Annotated in this window: 19 protein-coding genes; 10 read left to right on the forward strand and 9 right to left on the reverse strand. The window is 71.0% G+C overall.

Annotation, left to right across the window (positions count from 1 at the left end; all coding sequences use genetic code 11):
- Window positions 1-33 precede the first annotated feature (33 nt).
- Complete coding sequence (locus AB0H32_RS22285) at window positions 34-2073, reverse strand: hypothetical protein (RefSeq protein ID WP_361123288.1); 2040 nt, start codon at window positions 2071-2073, stop codon at window positions 34-36.
- 336 nt (window positions 2074-2409) lie between these two features.
- Between AB0H32_RS22285 and AB0H32_RS22290 the strand changes: the two genes are divergently transcribed.
- The 3 genes from AB0H32_RS22290 to sucB all read left to right on the forward strand — a co-directional run bounded on the left by AB0H32_RS22290 (window position 2410) and on the right by sucB (window position 7551).
- Window positions 2410-3936: a leucyl aminopeptidase gene (locus AB0H32_RS22290; protein ID WP_361123290.1), complete on the forward strand. Its 1527-nt coding sequence runs from the start codon at window positions 2410-2412 to the stop codon at window positions 3934-3936.
- Between the two features lie 383 nt (window positions 3937-4319).
- Complete coding sequence (gene lpdA, locus AB0H32_RS22295) at window positions 4320-5708, forward strand: dihydrolipoyl dehydrogenase (protein ID WP_361123293.1); 1389 nt, start codon at window positions 4320-4322, stop codon at window positions 5706-5708.
- Window positions 5709-5769: 61 nt separating this feature from the next.
- Window positions 5770-7551 (forward strand): 2-oxoglutarate dehydrogenase, E2 component, dihydrolipoamide succinyltransferase, encoded by a 1782-nt coding sequence (gene sucB / locus AB0H32_RS22300; RefSeq protein ID WP_361123296.1) that lies wholly within the window; start codon window positions 5770-5772, stop codon window positions 7549-7551.
- Between the two features lie 82 nt (window positions 7552-7633).
- Here sucB and AB0H32_RS22305 read toward each other — a convergent pair whose 3' ends face one another.
- The 6 genes from AB0H32_RS22305 to AB0H32_RS22330 form a co-directional block, all read right to left on the reverse strand.
- On the reverse strand, window positions 7634-8284 hold the full coding sequence (locus AB0H32_RS22305; RefSeq protein WP_361123299.1) for a contact-dependent growth inhibition system immunity protein: 651 nt from the start codon (window positions 8282-8284) through the stop codon (window positions 7634-7636).
- Window positions 8285-8300: 16 nt separating this feature from the next.
- On the reverse strand, window positions 8301-8600 hold the full coding sequence (locus AB0H32_RS22310; RefSeq protein WP_361123302.1) for an RNase A-like domain-containing protein: 300 nt from the start codon (window positions 8598-8600) through the stop codon (window positions 8301-8303).
- A 40-nt stretch (window positions 8601-8640) separates the two neighbouring features.
- A complete protein-coding gene (locus tag AB0H32_RS22315) occupies window positions 8641-9210 on the reverse strand; it encodes a hypothetical protein (protein ID WP_361123305.1) in 570 nt (189 codons plus the stop codon).
- Window positions 9211-9227: 17 nt separating this feature from the next.
- Window positions 9228-10973, reverse strand: coding sequence for an RNase A-like domain-containing protein (locus tag AB0H32_RS22320; protein ID WP_361123308.1), 1746 nt, complete (start codon window positions 10971-10973; stop codon window positions 9228-9230).
- Window positions 10973-11287 (reverse strand): WXG100 family type VII secretion target, encoded by a 315-nt coding sequence (locus tag AB0H32_RS22325; RefSeq protein WP_361123335.1) that lies wholly within the window; start codon window positions 11285-11287, stop codon window positions 10973-10975. Before AB0H32_RS22325 ends, AB0H32_RS22320 begins: the two co-directional genes overlap by 1 nt.
- A gap of 78 nt (window positions 11288-11365) precedes the next feature.
- The gene (locus AB0H32_RS22330; protein ID WP_361123311.1) at window positions 11366-11758 is read right to left on the reverse strand and encodes a WXG100 family type VII secretion target; all 393 of its coding nucleotides are present in this window, start codon (window positions 11756-11758) and stop codon (window positions 11366-11368) included.
- Window positions 11759-12068: 310 nt separating this feature from the next.
- Between AB0H32_RS22330 and AB0H32_RS22335 the strand changes: the two genes are divergently transcribed.
- From AB0H32_RS22335 to AB0H32_RS22360, 6 genes are all read left to right on the forward strand, one after another.
- Window positions 12069-12692: a GntR family transcriptional regulator gene (locus AB0H32_RS22335; protein WP_361123314.1), complete on the forward strand. Its 624-nt coding sequence runs from the start codon at window positions 12069-12071 to the stop codon at window positions 12690-12692.
- A gap of 271 nt (window positions 12693-12963) precedes the next feature.
- Window positions 12964-15675, forward strand: a complete 2712-nt coding sequence (gene aceE / locus AB0H32_RS22340) for a pyruvate dehydrogenase (acetyl-transferring), homodimeric type (RefSeq protein ID WP_361123316.1) — start codon at window positions 12964-12966, stop codon at window positions 15673-15675.
- A 239-nt stretch (window positions 15676-15914) separates the two neighbouring features.
- Complete coding sequence (locus AB0H32_RS22345) at window positions 15915-16895, forward strand: WYL domain-containing protein (RefSeq protein ID WP_361123319.1); 981 nt, start codon at window positions 15915-15917, stop codon at window positions 16893-16895.
- Window positions 16896-16954: 59 nt separating this feature from the next.
- On the forward strand, window positions 16955-17473 hold the full coding sequence (locus tag AB0H32_RS22350; RefSeq protein ID WP_361123338.1) for a DUF4240 domain-containing protein: 519 nt from the start codon (window positions 16955-16957) through the stop codon (window positions 17471-17473).
- Window positions 17474-17714: 241 nt separating this feature from the next.
- A complete protein-coding gene (locus AB0H32_RS22355) occupies window positions 17715-18629 on the forward strand; it encodes a helix-turn-helix transcriptional regulator (protein ID WP_361123322.1) in 915 nt (304 codons plus the stop codon).
- Between the two features lie 47 nt (window positions 18630-18676).
- Window positions 18677-19273, forward strand: coding sequence for a hypothetical protein (locus AB0H32_RS22360; RefSeq protein ID WP_361123325.1), 597 nt, complete (start codon window positions 18677-18679; stop codon window positions 19271-19273).
- Between the two features lie 362 nt (window positions 19274-19635).
- On the opposite strand, the gene AB0H32_RS22365 is transcribed toward AB0H32_RS22360, so the two are convergent.
- Entirely contained in the window at window positions 19636-20019 is a 384-nt protein-coding gene (locus AB0H32_RS22365) for a DUF397 domain-containing protein (RefSeq protein ID WP_361123328.1), read from the reverse strand.
- An 82-nt stretch (window positions 20020-20101) separates the two neighbouring features.
- The gene (locus tag AB0H32_RS22370; protein ID WP_361123330.1) at window positions 20102-20317 is read right to left on the reverse strand and encodes a hypothetical protein; all 216 of its coding nucleotides are present in this window, start codon (window positions 20315-20317) and stop codon (window positions 20102-20104) included.
- 77 nt (window positions 20318-20394) lie between these two features.
- Here AB0H32_RS22370 and AB0H32_RS22375 point away from each other — a divergent pair.
- A partial coding sequence (locus tag AB0H32_RS22375; RefSeq protein WP_361123333.1) for a hypothetical protein occupies window positions 20395-20577 on the forward strand: 183 nt, incomplete at its 3' end.

A 20577-nucleotide genomic window follows, 5' to 3' on the forward strand; every position in this document is an offset into this window, starting at 1 on the left:
ACACAGCCCCGCACCCCCTTCGAGGCGCTCCCCCTACGGCAACTTCAATGTGAGCGCCGACTGCAGGGCACCCGGTGTCGCCCAGGCCGAGCGCTCGCCCGCGTACGCCGTGCCGAAGGTGGTCGTGCCCAGCAGCTGTTGCTGCTTGGTCCCCTCCGGTGCCGTCACCGGCATCTGGGTGCCCGAGGGCGCCGTGACCGTGACCGTGTTGCCGATCCGGTAGGCGGTGACCGTGCCGTTGTCGAGCGCGGTCTGCCACCGGGCCCGGTTCTGCAGCTCTGCGCCGATGGCGCTCTGCCGCAGGTTGACGATCGGGGTGTTGGCGGCGAACAGCGCCTGGTAGTCGGCGAGCACGCGGTCCAGGACCGGGTAGAGGATGCGGTCCTCGGCCAGGTTGGACTGGTGTGCGTAGTGCGGGCGGGGGTCGTTGCCCAGCACGTGCCCGAGGTCGGTGTGGGCCTCGGTGGGCACGATGTAGTCGGTGTAGCCGGTGGCCGTGTCCAGCGGCTGGGAGAGACAGGTCGAGGTCGGATTGTTCTCGCAGAGGCCGCTGCCGCCGTCTGCCTCGGACGTGTGGATCCAGTTGTACTCGTCGGCCGTCTCGGCCTTGGTGCCGGCGTTGTAGTACACGTTCATCGGGTAGCGCGGCACGGTGAGCGCGCTGTTGCCCACGGCCCGCTGCTCGGACTCGCGGGAGTTGTCCGAGGCGGTCCATTTCACGCCGTTCGCGGCCAGGGCGGGCCCCAGGTTGGGGTTGTCCTGGGGCTGCTGGGGCAGGGTCCTCAGGCCCGAGTGCTCGCCGGTGACCAGCTCGCTGCGGTCGACGGACAGCCCGTGCTGGAGCGCCCAGTTGTAGTTGTTCGAGATCTCTGCGGAGATGTCGGAGCGGCTCACCCACTGCGTCGAGCCGTCGGCGTTCTTCGCGCAGCTCCACGGCACGGTCGAGGTGTCCTGGACGCAGCCGAGGAACAGGTGCGTGTACGTGTGGTTGACCCAGCGGTATCCGGCCTTGTCCGCGAGCAGTCGGTCGGTCAGCGCGTCCTTGCCGCCGTTCTCGCTCTTCCACTCCTCTCCGGCGCCCGCGTTGAACACCATGTCGAGCGTGAAGCCGTGTCTCTGCTCCCAGGAGGCCGCGTACTGCGCGTCGGCCGCCGTCATGCGGATCGGCGTCTCCGTGTCGCCGCCGCCCGCGCAGTCGAAGTCGCCGGGCGTGCAGTTGCGCCCGGTGTCCCAGCGGGCGTCCGGCGCGAAGACGTCGTCCACGTGGACGGCGAAGTAGTTGCGGGCCTGCCCCAGGTGGACGCCCTGGGTCAGCCATTCCACGATGCCGCGGGCCAGCACCCGGAACTGCTGCTGGTACTGGTTGTAGGCGAAGGTCACCACCAGCTCGCGGCGCCCGTCGTGGGCGTACTCGCCGAGCAGGCTGCCGGTGCCGGTGCCGCCGGGCACAGGGACGTCGACGTAGCTGGTGAAGCCGGTGCGGGGCTGGGCGACGAAGCCGTAACTCTCCGGCGCGGAGGGCGAGTTGTCCTCGAAGGAGAAGGCGCCCGCCAGGTATCCGAACGGGCCCGCCCTGCCGGCCGCGGTGACGGCCGCCTCGCGGCCGTCGAGCGTGCCGGCGTACCCGTTCTGGTCGGTGTAGTCGAGGCCGACCTCGGGATGGGCCCAGGTGGAGGCGTCGACCTGCGGGATGCCGTACGTCTTCTCGTACGACTCCAGCGCGGTCAGCTCGGCCGAGCCCGCGCCGAACGGGGCCTCGTTCGGCAGGACCACGCCCTGGAACCTGGCGCGGGGCCGGCCGCCCACCGTGTCGCCCAGGAAGGTGCCGGTGATGGCGGGACGACCGGAGTCCTGCAGGTCGACGGTGGTGTACGGGATGCCCTCGCTCTTCAGCTGTGCGGTGATCGCGCCGACCGGGCTGCCGCCGTCGTCGACCAGCAGGACCCGCAGATCGATGCGCGGGTCGGTGGCGGCCGAGGCGCCGGGCGCAGCCAGGCCCAGGGTGATCAGTGCGGCAGCCGTCGCGGTGGCGTCGCGGTTCTCCTGCGATGCGCTCGATGCGCCATGGCTCATTCCTCCCCCCAGAAGATCCCCCACGGTGAAACCGCGGGGGATCTGTGGAAAACATGTGAAGCGGTGGGCGGCCGGCCCATCGGAACCCGACGAGTGTGGCTGAGCCCGCCACCGCACAGAGGTGGGAAGCAGCCACGACGCCACACGCAGGTGAACACCCGAAGGAATGAGCGAACGGGCACACGCGCGTAGTCTCGTTCCGGGTGTTCGCCGACAGGGTGAAGGCCCCGGTGGCCACACACCCCCAGGCCTGGACCTAGGGTCGGCTCTCGGGCCCGGTCGACCCACCCCTCATCGGCCACAGCAACTTCACATCGGAAGCGAGATTTCACCACCGTGACTGCTCTGACTCTCAGCACCGCCGCGGCGCCAGGCCTGCGGGCCGACGCGATCGTGATCGGTGTCGCCAAGGGCGCAAAGGGCCCCGTCGTCGCGCCGGGCGCCGAAGCCGTGGACAAGGCGTACGACGGCAGGCTGGCCGGCGTCCTGGAGACCCTCGGCGCCTCGGGTGCCGAGGGCGAGCTGACGAAGCTGCCCGCCCCGGCCGGCTTCAAGGCGCCGCTCGTGGTGGCGGTGGGCCTGGGCGCGGAGCCCGAGAAGGACGCCGGGTTCGACCCCGAGGCGCTGCGCAAGGCGGCCGGCCTGGCCGCCCGGGCCCTCGCCGGGTCCAAGAAGGCCGCGTTCGCCCTGCCCGTCGACGGCCCCGGCGCCGTCGGCGCGATCGGCGAGGGCGTCGTGCTCGGCGCCTACACCTTCGACGCCTACAAGGACGGCGCCAAGGACGCCAAGGCCAGGAACGGCAAGGCACCGCTGGCCGAGGCCGCGCTGCTGGGCGGCAAGCCGCGGGACGCGGCCCACAAGGGTGCCGCGGCCCGGGCCCTCGCGGTCAGCGAGGAGCTGAACCGCTCGCGTGACCTGATCAACATGCCGCCGAACGACCTCACCCCCGCGGCGTTCGCCGCCGAGGCGCAGGCCGCGGCCAAGGAGCACGGCCTCAAGGTGCAGGTGCTCGACGAGAAGGCCCTGGCCAAGGGCGGCTACGGCGGCATCCTCGGTGTCGGCGGCGGCTCGGCCGCGGCCCCGCGCCTGGTCAAGCTGTCGTACACGCACCCGAAGGCCGACAAGCACCTCGCGTTCGTCGGCAAGGGCATCACCTACGACTCGGGCGGCATCTCGCTGAAGCCGGCCGGTCACAACGAGACGATGAAGTGCGACATGAGCGGTGCCGCCGCCGTGTTCGCCGCGGTCGTCACCGCCGCGCGCCTCGGGCTCGAGGTCAACGTCACCGGCTGGCTCGCGTTGGCCGAGAACATGCCGTCGGGCACCGCCACCCGTCCCGGTGACGTGCTGCGCATGTACAGCGGCAAGACCGTCGAGGTCCTCAACACCGACGCCGAGGGCCGCCTGGTCCTGGCGGACGCGCTGTGGGCGGCCTCGCTGGAGAAGCCGGACGCGATCGTGGACGTGGCCACGCTGACCGGCGCGATGATGCTGGCGCTGGGCAGCCGGACGTTCGGGGTCATGGCGAACGACGACTCCTTCCGTACGGCGGTGTACGAAGCCGCGGAGGAGGTCGGCGAGCCGGCCTGGCCGATGCCGCTGCCCGAGCACCTGCGCAAGGGCATGGACTCACCCGTCGCCGACATCGCGAACATGGGCGAGCGGATGGGCGGCGGCCTGGTCGCCGGCCTGTTCCTGCGCGAGTTCGTGGGCGAGGGGATCACCTGGGCACACCTGGACATCGCGGGCCCGGCGTTCAACGAGGGCGGCCCGTTCGGGTACACGCCGAAGGGCGGTACCGGCTCCGCCGTGCGGACGCTGGTGCGGCTGGCCGAGCTGACGGCCGCGGGCGACCTGGGCTGAGTCGCCCGGCCGCCCGGCCGAATCCGTAGTACCGACCACAGGGGCGTGGGGGCTGGTCGCGCAGTTCCCCGCGCCCCTTTGGGCCGGCTGTCGCCGGTCCCCGTAGCAGGTGAGCGTGGGCGCTGGTCGCGCCCGCGCGGCGGAGCCGCACATCGAATACAGCCCCGCGCCCCTTCGGGTCGGCTGCCCCGTGCCTCCTTTTCAAGTGAGCGTGGGGTGTCTCACACCCAGGCCCGGCGTCTCGTACGGCTCGAACAAGTGCAAAGATGGAGCCCGGCAGGACAGGGCCCCCACCGAAGGGCCGAAGCATCAAGCGGCCGGACACCAGCCGCCTGCCGGTCATCGTCGACCGGCCTACGGCGCACATGCATGGAGGACGTGACGTGGCGAACGACGCCAGCACCGTTTTCGACCTAGTGATCCTCGGCGGTGGTAGCGGTGGTTACGCCGCGGCCCTGCGCGGGGCCCAGCTGGGCCTGGACGTCGCCCTGATCGAGAAGGACAAGGTCGGCGGTACCTGCCTGCACCGGGGTTGCATCCCCACCAAGGCCCTGCTGCACGCGGGCGAGATCGCCGACCAGGCTCGCGAGAGCGAGCAGTTCGGCGTCAAGGCCACCTTCGAGGGAATCGACGTCCCGGCGGTCCACAAGTACAAGGACGGCGTCATCGCCGGCCTGTACAAGGGTCTGCAGGGCCTGGTCGCCTCCCGCAAGGTGACCTACATCGAGGGTGAGGGCCGGCTGTCCTCCCCGACTTCCGTCGACGTGAACGGCCAGCGCATCCAGGGCCGCCACGTCCTGCTGGCGACCGGCTCCGTGCCGAAGTCGCTGCCGGGCCTGGAGATCGACGGCAACCGCATCATCTCCTCCGACCACGCCCTCGTCCTGGACCGCGTGCCGAAGTCCGCGATCATCCTGGGCGGCGGCGTCATCGGCGTCGAGTTCGCCTCGGCGTGGAAGTCCTTCGGCTCGGACGTCACGGTCATCGAGGGCCTGAAGCACCTCGTCCCGGTCGAGGACGAGAACAGCTCGAAGCTTCTTGAGCGCGCGTTCCGCAAGCGCGGCATCAAGTTCAACCTCGGCACCTTCTTCCAGAAGGCCGAGTACACCCAGGACGGTGTCAAGGTCACCCTCGCCGACGGCAAGGAGTTCGAGGCGGAGATCCTCCTCGTCGCCGTCGGCCGCGGCCCGGTCTCCCAGGGCCTCGGCTACGAGGAGCAGGGTGTCGCCATGGACCGTGGCTACGTCCTGGTCGACGAGTACATGCGGACCAACGTTCCGACCATCTCCGCCGTCGGTGACCTGGTCCCGACGCTCCAGCTCGCGCACGTCGGCTTCGCCGAGGGCATCCTGGTGGCGGAGCGTCTGGCCGGTCTGAAGGCCGTCCCGATCGACTACGACGGTGTCCCGCGGGTGACGTACTGCCACCCGGAGGTCGCCTCCGTCGGTATCACCGAGGCCAAGGCCAAGGAGATCTACGGCGCGGACAAGGTCGTCGCTCTGAAGTACAACCTGGCGGGCAACGGCAAGAGCAAGATCCTGAACACCGCGGGCGAGATCAAGCTCGTCCAGGTGAAGGACGGTGCCGTGGTCGGCGTCCACATGGTCGGCGACCGCATGGGTGAGCAGGTCGGGGAGGCCCAGCTGATCTACAACTGGGAAGCGCTGCCGGCCGAGGTCGCCCAGCTCATCCACGCCCACCCGACGCAGAACGAGGCGCTCGGCGAGGCGCACCTGGCGCTGGCCGGCAAGCCCCTGCACTCCCACGACTGAGCCTTCGGTCCACGGGCGCGACGACACAGACTTCCGCAATTCGTTAGGAGCAACCGAAACCATGGCGGTTTCCGTAACCCTTCCGGCGCTCGGTGAGAGCGTCACCGAGGGCACTGTCACCCGCTGGCTGAAGGCCGAGGGCGAGCGCGTCGAGGCCGACGAGCCGCTGCTCGAGGTCTCGACCGACAAGGTCGACACCGAGATCCCCTCCCCCGCCGCCGGCGTGCTGGCCTCCATCAAGGTCGCCGAGGACGAGACCGTCGAGGTCGGCGCCGAGCTGGCCCTCATCGACGACGGCACGGGTGCCCCCGCTGCCGCTCCGGCCCCCGCGGCCGCCGAGGCCCCTGCCCCGGCCCCCGTCGCCGAGGCCCCCGCCGCGCCGGCCCCGGCCCCCGAGGCCCCGGCCGCCCCCGCTGCCGCCCCGGCCGGCGGCGCCCAGGGCACGGACGTGGTCCTGCCCGCGCTCGGTGAGTCCGTCACCGAGGGCACCGTCACCCGCTGGCTGAAGTCGGTCGGCGACTCCGTCGAGGCCGACGAGCCGCTGCTCGAGGTCTCCACGGACAAGGTCGACACCGAGATCCCGGCGCCCACCTCCGGTGTGCTGCTGGAGATCGTGGTCGCCGAGGACGAGACCGCCGAGGTCGGCGCCAAGCTCGCCGTCATCGGCGCCCCCGGTGCCGCCCCGGCCGCCCCCGCGGCTCCGGCCGCCCCGGCCCCGGCTCCCGCCGCCGCTGCCCCGGCCGCCCCCGCGGCTCCGGCTGCCCCGGCCCCGGCTCCCGCCGCTCCGGCTCCGGCGCCCGCCCCGGTCGCCGCTGCCCCGGCTCCCGCCGCCCCGGCGCCCGCCCCGGCCCCGGCCCCGGTCACCCCGGCTCCGGCCGCGCCCGCCCCGGCCGCCCAGGCGACCGACGAGGGCGCCTACGTCACCCCGCTGGTGCGCAAGCTCGCCGCCGAGAACGGCGTCGACCTGGCCGCCGTCAAGGGCACCGGCGTCGGCGGCCGTATCCGCAAGCAGGACGTCATCGCCGCCGCCGAGGCCGCGAAGGCCGCCGCCGCTGCTCCGGCCCCGGCCGCCGCAGCCGCTCCGGCCGCCGCCAGGAAGGCCCCGGCGCTGGAGGTCTCCCCGCTGCGCGGCCAGACGGTCAAGATGACCCGCATCCGCAAGGTCATCGGCGACAACATGGTCAAGGCGCTGCACGAGCAGGCCCAGCTGTCGTCGGTCGTCGAGGTCGACGTCACCCGCCTGATGAAGCTGCGCGGCAAGGCGAAGGACTCCTTCGCGGCCCGCGAGGGCGTCAAGCTCTCCCCGATGCCGTTCTTCGTCAAGGCCGCCGCCCAGGCGCTGAAGGCCCACCCGGTCATCAACTCCCGGATCAACGAGGCCGAGGGCACCATCACCTACTTCGACACCGAGAACATCGGTATCGCGGTGGACTCGGAGAAGGGCCTGATGACCCCGGTCATCAAGGGCGCCGGCGACCTCAACATCGCCGGTATCGCCAAGGCCACGGCCGACCTGGCCGGCAAGGTCCGCGCCAACAAGATCACCCCGGACGAGCTGTCCGGCGCGACCTTCACCATCTCCAACACCGGCTCGCGCGGCGCGCTGTTCGACACGATCATCGTGCCGCCGAACCAGGTCGCGATCCTCGGCATCGGTGCCACGGTCAAGCGTCCGGCCGTCATCGAGACCGAGGAGGGTACGGTCATCGGCGTCCGCGACATGACCTACCTGACCCTCTCCTACGACCACCGCCTGGTCGACGGCGCCGACGCGGCCCGTTACCTGACGGCGGTCAAGGCGATCCTGGAGGCGGGCGAGTTCGAGGTCGAGCTGGGCCTCTGATCTCCCTGATCAGGCAGTACGACAAAGCCCCCGTCCGGAGTTCTTCTCCGGACGGGGGCTTTGTCGTACGAGGCGGACGCCGCTATGCGAGGCGTGCCGCCACCAGCGCGAGCCAGCCGCTCACGCCGTACGGGGCCGGGGCCTCGACCTCCATGCCCAGCTCGGCGGCGCCCACGGCGTGCTCGCCCTCGTCGAGCCCGAGGGCCAGCAGTTCCCGGATCTCCCCCACCAGCCGCGCGACGAGCTGCCGGTCGGTCGTCGCGGCGTAGTCGTCCACCGCCGCGTCGTGCCCGCCGAACTCGTCGGGCATGTCCTGCGAGAACCAGCCACCGAGGAACTGCCCGAGCTCGGGGAACCTGGCATGCCACTCCCAGTGCGTGTCCGGCTTCGCCGGGGCCGGAGCCTGACCCTCCTCGACGCTGCGCCGGATGAGGTCGGCGAGCAGCGTCAGCCAGTCGAGGATCTCCGCGTCGGCCAGGCCCACGTCCGGCAGGTCATAGAACTCGCCGAGCCGGACCCGCAGCCGCCCCGGCGGGGTGCGCGCGTACTCCCGCAGCTGGCTCTCGGCCGCGGCCAGCGCCCAGGGGCGGGTGTGCCAGGTGTGCCGCAGATAGGCGGTGAGGGCCGCGCTCGGCCTCTCCTCGGTGTCATCGGCGGGCCGACCGACGTAGGCGCGCAGAACCTGGTCCAGCTCGCCGTATCTGCGGTCGTGTTCGAGGGGGGTCAGCGCCACGGTCGGACCACTGCCTTCACAGGTAGACGGGGAAGCTGGCGTGCACGGCGAACCCGTGCGCAGCGGACGGCTCACGGCGCAGCACGACCCGGGCGGCCCGTACGTCGACAGCTCCGCGGCCGGCCAGCATCATGGCCTGCAGCAGCACCCTGCCGACGGGCTCCTGCCGGGACGGCCAGGCGGCCTCGATCGTCAGCCGCCGCCGGGTGGACTGGGCCAGCCAGCTGTGGATGACCTGTTCGTTGCGGGTGACCACGTGCTGGGTCGCCCACTGGGCGGTTTCACGGTCGGGGTAGGTGGCGGTTCGGGTGCGCAAGGTTTCTCCCGTGGCGATGCGGCGGCGGACTGCGTCTGGTTCACCACGCGTGGAAGGACCAGACCATCCCGACCTCCGCCTCGGAGACGAGGAAGAGGCCGAGGTCCCAGACGTGCCGGGAAATTGTGGTGCAGCCTGAAATCCGCTTGTAGTAGTCGATGTTTGCACTGTCGCGCCCGGTATTGGCGTAGAAGTGGGAACCCTCAGGGAAACGCGACAGGATGACGTCGGCCTTCTCCTCGAGACCCTGCCTGCGTTCCTCGAAGTCCGGATGTTTCTCGACGTTGAGCCACAGCGTGGAAAGGGCTACGAGGAACTTCTTGGCGGAGGAGCGCGGAATTTCATGCACACGGGACTTCAGGACGTCCGCCTTCGCGGGGTCGTCCGGTATATCGACAAAGGGGTAGAACGGGTCATCGAGCCTTTCGAACTCGCCCGCGTGATAGTCGTTCACACGCCAGCCGCGGGCATCCGGCGAGTCACCGCGCATCAGGGTGTGCACGTCCAGCGCCCAGTCCTCATGCTCTCTGCGCGTCACCTTGGCGATGGTGTACCGGCGCGCGTACATCCCGATCGCCTCGGCCCACGACCGCTCGTCGAGTTCTGCCACCACTGTCTCCTCGCACATCACTGGGGCATGGACGTCAGGACGACGAAGGGCGGGTCCAGGCCCGGCTCGTACCTGAGGACCGTCAGGACCCCGTGGGCGTCCTTCGCCGGCGTCGGGTGATCATCGACCACCTGCGCCGTACGCCCGGTCACCACCGGAATCGCGTGATTTCCGGTGTCGACCGCTCCCACCGTGAATTCCTCCGTGGGGGGAGTCGGCGGCTTGCCCTGAAGCCACTTGTCGATCGCCGCCGAATTGGATCGGATGTTGTACTGCGTATAGTTTTGTGCCGATTCCAGATCGGTGAAGCTGGAAGCCGCCGGAATCTCCGGCACACCCATTCCGCTCGCCTGGTCCCGCAACCGCTGCGTCAGCTGGATGTCCGTCAGACCGACATGCTTGTCGATACTGTGCCCACCGTATAGCTCCTCCTCGGTCGCAAGATCGATGGAGTACTTGTACGGGACCGTGCTCTCGGGCCGCTGCCAGCTGTGTTCCTGCTTGAAGTCGTTGAGGGAGCGGGCTCCGTACCCCTCCGCGCGGGCCTCCTCCGCCAGGAACGTGGGCACGCTGAGCAGTGCCTCGTCCAGCTCGGGTTCCAGCTCGTTCAGCTTGGCGGCGGCGTCGCTGAAGGCCGTGTGGTACTTCTCGACGGCCGCGTTCGCCGCAGCCTCGTCCATGTGCGAGCGGAACTTCATGATGATCTCGCCGAACGCCATGGTCGCCGCGAGCCGCGTCATCTCGAACGGGTCAAGATCCTCGGTCAGGTCCTTGGCCGTGGCTATCGCCGCCTCCTTGCCGAGCCGGGTGGTGGTCTCCCTGGTCGTGACGGCCACCCCGGCCAGCGCGTCGAGCTGCTCCTGCACTGCGGTCGCGGTCTTGCGGAGGATCTCGATGATGGGCCGCTGCTTCGCGGGCACGACGTTGCGGTTCGTCTTCCAGCTACGGCCGATGGAGACCCGGTTCATCTGGGTGTCGTAGGTCCTGCCCCATTCGGTGGTGCCCCAGATGGTCTGGCAGAAGGCCTTCATGGCGCCCTGCCACTCACCGTTGCCCTTGTTGTTGGTGATGAACTTGATGGCACCGTTGAAGTCGTCGGACGCGCCCTTGGCGGCCTTCGCGGCCGCACCCCAGGCGGTGGCCATGTCCTTGAACTCCTCGTCCCGGCACCCCGGCGTGATCTCGTGCATCTTGCCGAGCCTGAGGCCGTGCTCGATGGCCGGCCGGATCACATCGGCGAGGAAGTCGGGGATCTCGCCGAGGATGCCGGCGATCTCCGAGGAGTCCGCGTCCTTGCCGGTACCGGACCACTTGATGTCGTTGACCGGGCCGTACGTGGGCGCCTTCTCGATGACGGCCGGGGGCGCCTTCGGGGGTGTCGGGGGCCCTTGCATCCTGCGGGCCTGCCAGTCGGCCTGGCGGTACTTGTTCGCCGTGTCCGTCAGGCCGACCGCGACCCCGCCCACGCTGACCACGCTCTTCGCCCAGAGCTCCAGGAACTTCTCGTTCACGGTCTTGTACGCCGCCGAGAAGGCGTCCGCGCCCCAGCCGGCGCCCGCCGACTGGCTGTACTCGTTCAGCACCCCGACCAGTGCCGTTGCGCCCTTGTCGTAGTCGAACTGCCCGTCGCGCACGACGAGGGCGGTGTAGTACAGGTGCGGCGGCTGTACGTCGAATCCGCCGCCCTCCGTCTTGGGCGAGCGGGTCCGGGCCTCGGCCCGCTCCTTCTTGCGCTCCTCGTCCGTGGGCCGCTGCTCGGCCATCAGGCGCCGCCCCATCCCCGCAGCACCGCGCTGTGCGCGGCCGCGTACCCGCGATGACCACTGGTCACGACCTCGTGCAGCCACTTGTGGGCCGCCTGCAGATCCCTCGCCGACTTGTCCCACTTGTCGAGCTCGCCGAGGAACACATCGCGGGCCTCACCCCGCCAGGACGCGACGACCGGCACCAGGCGCGCGTAGAGGTCCTCCAGTTGTCCGTCGAGCTGCTTGAGGATGTCGTCGAGCTCGACGGTCAGATGTTCCAACGTGCCGAACGAGACCGCTATGTAGTCGTCCTCGGCGCTGCCGCCCTCCATGCCGCACTCCCCCGTTCCGGACAGCAGCACCGTCGCGCCACCGCCCTGCATCGCGTCGTTCCCCGGCTACGGCCGGTGTCACAGCCGGTCGAGGCCGCTGCGCGGGCGCGTCGGCGGCACCTCGGCGGGCGTGGACAGCTTGTCCGCCTCGGCCTCGACGTCCACGTGGACGGCACGCATGCGCGCCAGTACCTCGAGCTCCGTCTCGGTGAACCCGTCCCGGCTCAGCCGCACGGCCTCCTCCAGCTTCTTCATGACCTCGCGGATCCGGACGGCGTCCTCGGCCACCGAGTGGTGGAGCTTGCGGTACTCGGCCGCCGCGGGCCCCTGCCAGCCCTCCTCGATCTCGTCGACGAGCCCGTCCATGCGCTTGACCTGCCGGGTCAGGTACTCCTGCATGGCGCCGAGGTCGTCGGCCAGCTTGGTCAGATCCTCGCTCTTGGCCGCCAGGTCCTTCTTCCGGCCCACCACGCCCCCGTTCCGTTCAGCCTCGGCTGCCTGTCACGTCCTCCGAACCCAACCTAATCGAATTCGGGTTCGACACGCTCAGGATTCACCGATCGGTCACGAGCTCCAACGTCCCCGGCGAGCAACAGAGTTGCCGTTCCGCCCGGGAGCACCGCGCCGGCGGAGCGGAATGCTTCCACGCCTGGCGGGCACCTCTCCTCTGTAACAGGCATCACCTGTGGCGATAGCAACCGTGCTCCTCCCGTCCGGGGCCACGGCCGTATTGTCTAAGGGTCCCGCCGACCCGCCGGGTCCGCACTGCCGAGGAGCCCTCATGACCGCGCCCGTCGTCCACTCGCTGCGCGAGCAGATCCGCGAGCACATCGTGGAGGGGATCGTCAGCGGGCGCTGGCAGCCGGGCGAGCGCATCGTGGAGCGCCGCATCGCCACCGAGCTGGAGGTCAGCCAGACCCCGGTCCGGGAGGCGCTGCGCGAGCTGGAGTCGTTGCGCCTGATCGAGTCCGCCCCGAACAAGGGCGTCCGGGTCCGGAACCTGACCGCTGCCGACCTGGAGGAGAGCTACCCCGTCCGGGCCGGCCTGGAGGCCATCGCGGCGGAGCTGGCCGCCGACCGTCTCGCGGAGGACTGCTCGGCCCTGGAGCCGCACGTCCTGGCGCTGTACGAGGCGGACCGCAAGGCCGACGGCACGGCTCAGGTGCGCCACACGGTCGGCTTCCACCGCGAGCTGGTGCGCGCGGCGGACAACTCGGTGCTGCTGCACACCTGGGAGGGCCTGGGCATCGAGGTCTTCACGGCGCTGTCGATCCGCTGGCTGGGCACGGTGCAGCAGTCGTACGCGGAGGAGCACGAGGAGCTGGTGCAGGCGTTCAAGCGCCGGGATCCGAGGATCGCGGAGCTGGTGAAGGCGCACGTCCTCGGTTGCGCACCGCGGGCTTGATTCAGTAGAGCGCGCTCCCGCTCAGACGCCGCCCCACCTGCGAAAACAAGGCGCTTCAGCGTCACCCGGTGCCATCGACGAAGGCACCGCGTGCCTACTTTCTCGAAATCGAGAGGTTTTGCCCCTCACCCCTTTGATCGATCATCGATCAGGGAGTTACAGTCGCCGACGGACTTCCACCGAAGTCCGCTGCCCTGTCCTGCCAAAGACCTAGGGCACCCCCGAACCCTTACCGATGAGGGAACCCCCTTCGACTGAGGAAGGCGGCGACATGACCGACCCCAACGCCATCCAGCAGAGCGCGCTCGACCAGCTCCCCGACCGCGACCCGGAGGAGACCGCCGAATGGCAGGCCTCCCTGGACGCCGTCGCCCGGGAGGCCGGGCCGCACCGCGCCGCGTACCTGATGCGGCGCACGCTGGAGCGCGCCGAGGCGGGCGGCATCGCGCTGCCGAAGCTCCTCGAGACCGACTACGTCAACACCATCCCCACCGCCGCCGAGCCGGGCGTTCCCGGTGACGAGGCGATGGAGGCCCGGATCACCGCCTGGAACCGCTGGAACGCGGCCGCCATGGTGACCCGCGGCTCGAAGTACGGCGTCGGCGGCCACATCGCCACCTTCGCCTCCGCGGCCTGGCTCTACGAGACCGGCTTCAACCACTTCTTCAAGGGCAAGGAGTCCCAGGAGGCCGCCGGCTCCGGCGACCAGCTGTACATCCAGGGCCACGCCTCCCCGGGCATCTACGCGCGTGCCTTCCTCGACGGCCGCCTGAACGAGGCGCACCTCGACAACTTCCGCCAGGAGGCCGGCGGCAACGGCCTGCCCTCCTACCCGCACCCGCGCCGCCTGCCCTGGCTGTGGGAGTTCCCGACGGTGTCGATGGGCCTCGGCCCGCTCTCCGCGATCTACCAGGCGCGCTTCAACCGCTACCTCACCAACCGCGACATCAAGGACGTCTCCGCCTCGCACGTGTGGGCGTTCCTCGGCGACGGCGAGATGGACGAGCCGGAGTCGACGGCGGCCCTCGCGCTCGCCGCCCGTGAGCAGCTGGACAACCTCACCTTCGTCATCAACTGCAACCTGCAGCGCCTCGACGGCCCGGTCCGCGCCAACTTCAAGATCGTGCAGGAGCTGGAGGCCCAGTTCCGCGGCGCGGGCTGGAACGTCATCAAGACCCTGTGGGGCTCCGCCTGGGACGAGCTGTTCCAGCTCGACACCACCGGCGCGCTCGTACGCCGTCTGCGCGAGGTGCCGGACGCGCAGATCCAGACGTACCAGACCCGCGACGCCGCCTACATCCGCGCCGACTTCTTCGGCAAGGACCCGGCGCTCGCCGAGATGGCGAAGCTGCTGAGCGACGACAAGATCCTCGAGTGCTTCCACCTCTCCCGCGGTGGTCACGAGGCCCGCAAGGTCTACGCCGCGTACAAGGCCGCCGTGGAGCACAAGGGCGCGCCGACCGTGATCCTGGCCCAGACGGTCAAGGGCCACACCCTCGGCGAGGGCTTCGCGTCGAAGAACGCCAACCACCAGATGAAGAAGCTGACGGTGGACGAGTTCAAGGCGATGCGGGACCTGCTGGACCTGCCGATCAAGGACAGCGACTTCGTCGACGGCGTGGTGCCCTACGGCCACCCGGGCGCCGACTCCCCCGAGGTCCGCTACCTCCAGGAGCGCCGCGCGGCCCTCGGCGGGCCCGCCCCGGCCCGCCGTACGCACGCGCTGGCCCCGCTGCCCGCGCCCGCCGAGAAGGCCTTCGCCTCCTTCGACAAGGGCTCCGGCTCCCAGAACGTGGCCACCACCATGGCCTTCGTCCGCCTGGTCAAGGACCTGGTCCGCGACAAGGAGACCGGCAGGCGCTGGGTGCCGATCGTCCCCGACGAGGCGCGCACCTTCGGCATGGAGTCACTGTTCCCGTCCCTCGGGATCTACTCCCCCAAGGGCCAGACGTACGAGCCGGTCGACCGCGACCAGCTGATGTACTACAAGGAGGCCAAGAACGGCCAGATCCTCAACGAGGGGATCACCGAGGCCGGTTCGATGGCCGACTTCATCGCCGCGTCCACCGCGTACGCCACGCACGGCGAGGCGATGATCCCGTTCTACATCTTCTACTCGATGTTCGGCTGGCAGCGCACGGCCGACCAGATGTGGCAGCTCGGCGACCAGCTCGGCCGCGGTTTCCTCGTGGGCGCGACCGCGGGCCGTACGACCCTGACGGGCGAGGGCCTCCAGCACGCCGACGGCCACTCCCCGGTCATCGCCGCGACCAACCCGGCCGCCCTGACCTACGACCCGGCCTTCGCCTACGAGGTCGCGGTCGTCGTCCGCGAGGGTCTGCGCCGGATGTACGGCGAGGCCAAGCCGGGCGAGGACCAGAACGTCTTCTACTACCTGACGGTCTACAACGAGCCGCTGCCGCAGCCGGCCAAGCCGGCCGGGCTCGGCATCGACGAGGGCATCGTCAAGGGCCTGTACCGCTTCAACACGGCCGAGTCCGCGGGTGTGACCACCCCGGCCAACGCGCCGCGCATCCAGCTGCTGGGCTCCGGCACGGCGATCCACTGGGCCCTTCAGGCGCAGCAGCTGCTCGCCGAGGAGTGGGGCGTGGCCGCCGACGTGTGGTCCGCGACCTCCTGGTCGGAGCTGCGCCGCGACGCGATGGAGGCCGACGCGGCCCTGCTGCGCGGCGAGGAGCGGGTGCCGTACGTGCGCCAGGCCCTGCAGGGCGCCGACGGCCCGGTCCTGGCCGTCTCCGACTACATGCGCCAGGTCCCGGACCAGATCGCGCAGTGGGTGGAGCAGGACTGGTCCTCGCTGGGCGCCGACGGCTTCGGCCTGTCGGACACGCGTGAGGCCGCCCGCCGCCACTTCGGCGTCGACGCCGAGTCGATCGTCGTCGCGGCGCTGGCCCAGCTCGCCAAGCGCGGCGAGGTGAAGGCCGCGGCGGTCAAGGAGGCCCGGGAGAAGTACGGGCTCTAGGACCTCCAGGGCGCCTAGTGGTGTCGCTTCGCCGAGTTCGGCACCGCCGGACCGCACGTTCGTGACCGAGCACCGCTGCGGCGGGAAGGGACGACCGGGGCCTTCAAGCCCCCCGCCCCCTTCCCGCCGCACCGCCTCACACCACGACGACGGTCCCCGGCGGTGCCGAACCCGTCTCGGCGCCCGCTGACGTTTTGCATCGGCACCCGGTGTCAGTGGCCCCGGGCATCATGGAGGGCATGCGCGCCGCTCGTCTCATCAAGATGGTGCTTCTCCTGCAGTCACGGCCCTCGATGACCGCCGCCGAGCTGGCTCGGGAGCTGGAGGTGTCGGAGCGGACCGTCACGCGGGACGCGCAGGCGCTGTCGGAGGCGGGGGTGCCGGTGTATGCGGACCGGGGGCGGGCCGGCGGGTACCGGCTGATCGGCGGGTACCGGACCCGGCTGACCGGACTGGGGCGCAGCGAGGCCGAGGCGCTCTTCCTGAGCGGGGTGCCGGGGGCGCTGCGCGAGATGGGTCTGGAGGACGCCGCCTCCGCCGCCCGGCTGAAGGTCTCCGCGGCCCTGCTGCCGTCCCTGCGGGACGCCCCGGACAGCGCCGCTCAGCGGTTCCATCTGGACGCACCGGCATGGTTCCGGGAGCCGGAGACGCCCGCGCTGCTGCCGGCGGTCGCCGAGGCGGTGTGGGACGACCGCCGCGTCACCGCCCGTTACCGCCGGGGCGAGGACGAGGTGGAGCGGCTTCTGGAGCCGTACGGGCTAGTGCTGAAGGCGGGGGTCTGGTACCTGTGCGCGCGGGCGGCCGGCGGCTCCTTCCGGACCTACCGGATCGACCGGTTCGGCGCCGTGCATCCCCGGGAGGATCGCTTCGTCCGTGATCCGGACTTCGATCTGCCCGGCCACTGGGCCGAGCAGGCCGAGCGGTTCGCGCGCTCGATCCTGCGCGCCGAGGTGGTCGTACGGCTGTCCCCCCAGGGCGTGCGCAGGCTGCGGTACGCCGTCGATCCGATGTCGGCGCACGAGGCGCTGGGCGGGGTGGGCGAGCCGGACGGGGCGGGCTGGGTGACGGTGACGCTGCCGGTGGAGTCCGAGGAGGTCGCGCACACGCAGCTGACCGCGCTCGGGGCGGAGGCCGAGGTGCTGGCCCCGGAGAGCCTGCGGGAGCGGTTCGCGGGGGACGCGGCCCGGCTGGCCGCGCTGTACGGCGGTACGGACGCCTGATAACGATCCGCTGCACTCCGCGTGCGTCCCACCGGCCGAGGCCCGATGCTGGTGCCGTGATGGACGAGACGGAGTTCTGGGAGCTGATCGACACCACCCGCGAGGCCGCCGAGGGCGACCCCGAGGAGCAGGCCGACCTGCTCGTGGACCGGCTGCTCCAGCTGGACCCGGACATGGTGCTGGATTTCGCCCGTCACTTCGAGGCCCGCTACAACCGCGCCTACCGCTGGGACCTGTGGGGGGCCGCGTGGGTGCTGCTGGACGGGGCCAGCGACGACGCGTTCGACTTCTTCCGGTGCTGGCTGATCGGCCAGGGGCGGGAGGTCTTCGAGGGGGCCGTGCACGCGCCGGACACGCTGGCCGAGCTGCTGGGCGACTTCGACGAGGAGATCGACGGCGACGGCGAGGAGCTGGGCTACGCGGCGGACGAGGCGTACGAGCAGCTCACCGGTACCGTCGCCCCGGATCTGGGTATTGCGCCGGCGCCCGCGGAGCCGGACGGGACGCCGGTCGACTTCGAGAACGAGGCGGTCCTCGCCGGGCTTTATCCCAAACTTTGGGAGCGCTTCAAGGGCTGATTTGGCCGAGGGATTCGACCGAAAACGTTCCATCCGACCCGCCGAACGGCCCTCTTCCCGGCCTGAGCTGCGGATTCACCTGCTCCCCCAGTACCTCTCGCCCCACGGGACACACCGTCAGAAACCGTGCGCCAGGGGCGTGTTCCACGTTTTCCGAGCGCCGGGGGTAGGCTGAGCCACATTCCGCAGGGCGGCCAGGTAGCAGAAGGCCCCGAGCAGACTGCCACGGGCAGTCTGCCAGGTGGCAACCTGCCGATGGCGGCTCGAAGTCATCCTCGACAAGAATCAGGACCGCGAGGAGATGACATCGAAAGATCCGGCTCTGGAACGGCGCAGGGTGCGTCTCGCCCTGCGCACCTACCGCAATGACGCACACATCAGCCAGCCCGAGGTGGCCGAGCACCTGTCCTGGTCACCGTCCAAGGTCATCCGCATCGAGGGCGGCTCCGTAGGGGTGTCCGTGACCGACCTGCGCGCCCTCCTCGATCTCTACGGCGTGACGGACGAGACGATCCGCCGTGATCTGGAGCAGGCCACCCGGGAGAGCCGCCGGCCGCCCTGGTGGGCCCCGTTCCGGGAGGTGGTGACCCCGCAGTTCGCCACCTATCTCGGCCTGGAGAGCGCGGCGCACGAACTGTCCGCCTACGATCCGACGCTCGTCCCCGGCCTGCTGCAGACCGAGGGCTACACCCGCGCACTGCTGGCGGACGGCGAGCGCCCGGCCGCCCGGACCGACGCGATCGTCCGGCTGCGTGCCGAGCGGCAGCGGCGGCTGCTCGAGGAGGCGGCCGAGCCGCGGCTCAGATTCCTGGTCGACGAGGCGGCACTGCGCCGCTGGGTCGGCGGGGCGGCCACCATGCGCGAGCAGCTGGAGCGGCTGGCGTCCGTCGCCCGCATCCCGCACGTGGAGCTGAGCGTCGTGCCCTTCACGCTGGGCGTGCACCCCTTGCTGCGCAGCGGCTCGATCGCACTGACGTTCCGGGACGGCGACGACGCGCTGTTCGTGGAGGGCCCGGGCGGCGCGCTGACGACCCGTGACGACCAGGAGGCCGTCGACGAGTACCTGGCGAGGTTCGAGGAGTCCCGCGGCAAGGCCGTGTCCGGCGACGACGCGATCGGCTTCATCGACGAGGTGCTGGCCCAGTACCCGTCCTAGCAGTTCCACCGCACTGGAGACAGTCGGGCAGAGATCGGAGAGGGCCCGTGGCGGGTGTCTTCACCTGGATACGGCAGTGGTGGGCGGGCAGCGGCGCCGGCCCCGGCACACCTGTGGCCGGGCCCGCGGGCGAGCCCTCGGAGCCGGCCGGCGAGGAGATACCGGGCGAGACCTCGGACCCGGACCCCGACCCGCCCGCGCCGCAGCCGGGCGGCGGGACCGGGGGCGGCAACGACATCACCCCGCCCCGGCAGGTCCTGCCGGATCGGCCGCCCACGTTCTACGACCTGGTGCTCTTCCTCATGCACACGGTCCTCGGCTCGACCCGCGCCCTGCTCAGGTTTCTGGCGGTGCTCGTCGCCGTCGGTGTGCTGTGGGTCCGGCCGCACATCCCGGTCGGCATCCACGCCCTGGCCCACCGGATCGCCCCGGGCTCGTTCCCGTCCCTGGGCGCGGTGAACCTGAGCATGTGGCTGTTCGGCGGCGCCGGCGCGCTGGTCATCGCCGGCCGCCGAATACGCACCGGGCGCAGGAACCGCTCCCAGAACCCGCCTGCTCCGACGGCCCCTACTCCGACGCCCGGAACCGCCCGTCCGCCTGAGCCCGAGCCGCCAGCTGCGGAAAGCGACGAGCAGCAGCCGTAGCTCCCCGGTCGAGCAGCACTCCCGTGAGGGCCGCCGTCACCGCGCCCGACACCCCCCACACCCACGGCCGCAACTCCGGCGCCACCGCCAGGGACAGCAGCACACCCACCAGCGTCGCCGTACCGCCCGTGAGTACGAAGCCGACGACGAGCAGGACGACCAGGGGCAGTAGCGCTCTGCCCCGCGGCCGGTCCGCGTTCCCGGCAAGAAGCGGTGTATTGGCGGATTCCCCCATCTCGCCCCCAGGCGGCTGAAGTGGACTCTGGTGGTGATGCGGATGTCTTGTCACTGCTGGGCCCAATCGAAGCACAGCCACCCCCGTCCCTGTCCTCGCCCCGGTCCCATGGCCGGAAGTCTCCCCCTCATGCCGGCCCTTCCAGGGTTCTACCGCATAACGCGCGCAGGAACTCCTCCCAGGCCGGAGCCTCGAAGGCGATGACATGCCCGTCCGGACGATGCGACACACGCACCCGAACTCCCCCGTCCGTCAGGGCGACTTCCACGCACTCGTACGGATCACATGCGCTGCTTTTGCGCCAGCCGAGTGCGAGCAGGTCACCGTCGCCCACCCCTGACTCCCCCTCACCCCACGGTCGGTGACCGTACGGCTGGAGGCTGCTTCGTGCCTGGAAACCCCCGTAATTCCCGCTTTCGCCGGACCGCACGCACCGTACCGCACACGCGCGGAGCCCCGCAGGACGACGGCGGGAGTGGCCAGTGCGCGGCACAACCCGACCGCCGGTCACTCACTCCTGCCTCACTTTTGCCCTGAAAAGGTTAGGGTGCCCGAAGCGTTGCGCCAAGTTGCAAACAAGCCCGATTTCCTTGTCACACAAGGGACTTGGCGCCCTCCCGGGCCGGTACATGCAGCGGCGCGGCGTTGGCCCGGTCGAGCGCGGAGGCCGTGGCGACGGCCGGACCGACCACGACCGCCGCGAGAACACAGACCACGGTCCAGGGGCCGCGTACCGCCCGCGTCCACAGGGAGGCCCCGGCCGCCCACCGCCGGGCCTGCCCGTCCTGCTGCTGCCTGCGTCCGCTCATCGTCGCCCCGCCTCCGGTCGGCGCGCCCCTGTGCGAGCGCGTGCCCCGACGGTAGGGCGGCGGGCTCAGGAGGACCGGTGAGCCCGCTGTGGCGCTCCTGTGGGCGCGCGGCCCGCGGCCGTACGGCCCGGGCGGCCCGTGGGCGCATGCGTCTGCGGTCGGCCTGTGGTCGCACGCCCCTGCGGGCGGCCCGCGGCCGTTCGCCCCTGCGGGCGGCCCGCGGCCGTTCGCCCCTGCGGGCGGCCCGCGGCCGTTCGCCC

Source organism: Streptomyces sp. NPDC020362 (assembly GCF_040642095.1).
Classification (GTDB): Bacteria; Actinomycetota; Actinomycetes; order Streptomycetales; family Streptomycetaceae; genus Streptomyces.

What these genes read in the sequence shown, in the direction of transcription:
- AB0H32_RS22345 (WP_361123319.1), top strand. Translation starts at nt 15,915, where the DNA reads ATGCGCGCCGCTCGTCTCATCAAGATGGTGCTTCTCCTGCAGTCACGG.
- sucB (WP_361123296.1), top strand. Translation starts at nt 5,770, where the DNA reads ATGGCGGTTTCCGTAACCCTTCCGGCGCTCGGTGAGAGCGTCACCGAG.
- AB0H32_RS22350 (WP_361123338.1), top strand. Translation starts at nt 16,955, where the DNA reads ATGGACGAGACGGAGTTCTGGGAGCTGATCGACACCACCCGCGAGGCC.
- AB0H32_RS22285 (WP_361123288.1), bottom strand. Translation starts at nt 2,073, where the DNA reads ATGAGCCATGGCGCATCGAGCGCATCGCAGGAGAACCGCGACGCCACC.
- aceE (WP_361123316.1), top strand. Translation starts at nt 12,964, where the DNA reads ATGACCGACCCCAACGCCATCCAGCAGAGCGCGCTCGACCAGCTCCCC.
- AB0H32_RS22320 (WP_361123308.1), bottom strand. Translation starts at nt 10,973, where the DNA reads ATGGCCGAGCAGCGGCCCACGGACGAGGAGCGCAAGAAGGAGCGGGCC.
- AB0H32_RS22325 (WP_361123335.1), bottom strand. Translation starts at nt 11,287, where the DNA reads ATGGAGGGCGGCAGCGCCGAGGACGACTACATAGCGGTCTCGTTCGGC.
- AB0H32_RS22370 (WP_361123330.1), bottom strand. Translation starts at nt 20,317, where the DNA reads ATGAGCGGACGCAGGCAGCAGCAGGACGGGCAGGCCCGGCGGTGGGCG.
- AB0H32_RS22335 (WP_361123314.1), top strand. Translation starts at nt 12,069, where the DNA reads ATGACCGCGCCCGTCGTCCACTCGCTGCGCGAGCAGATCCGCGAGCAC.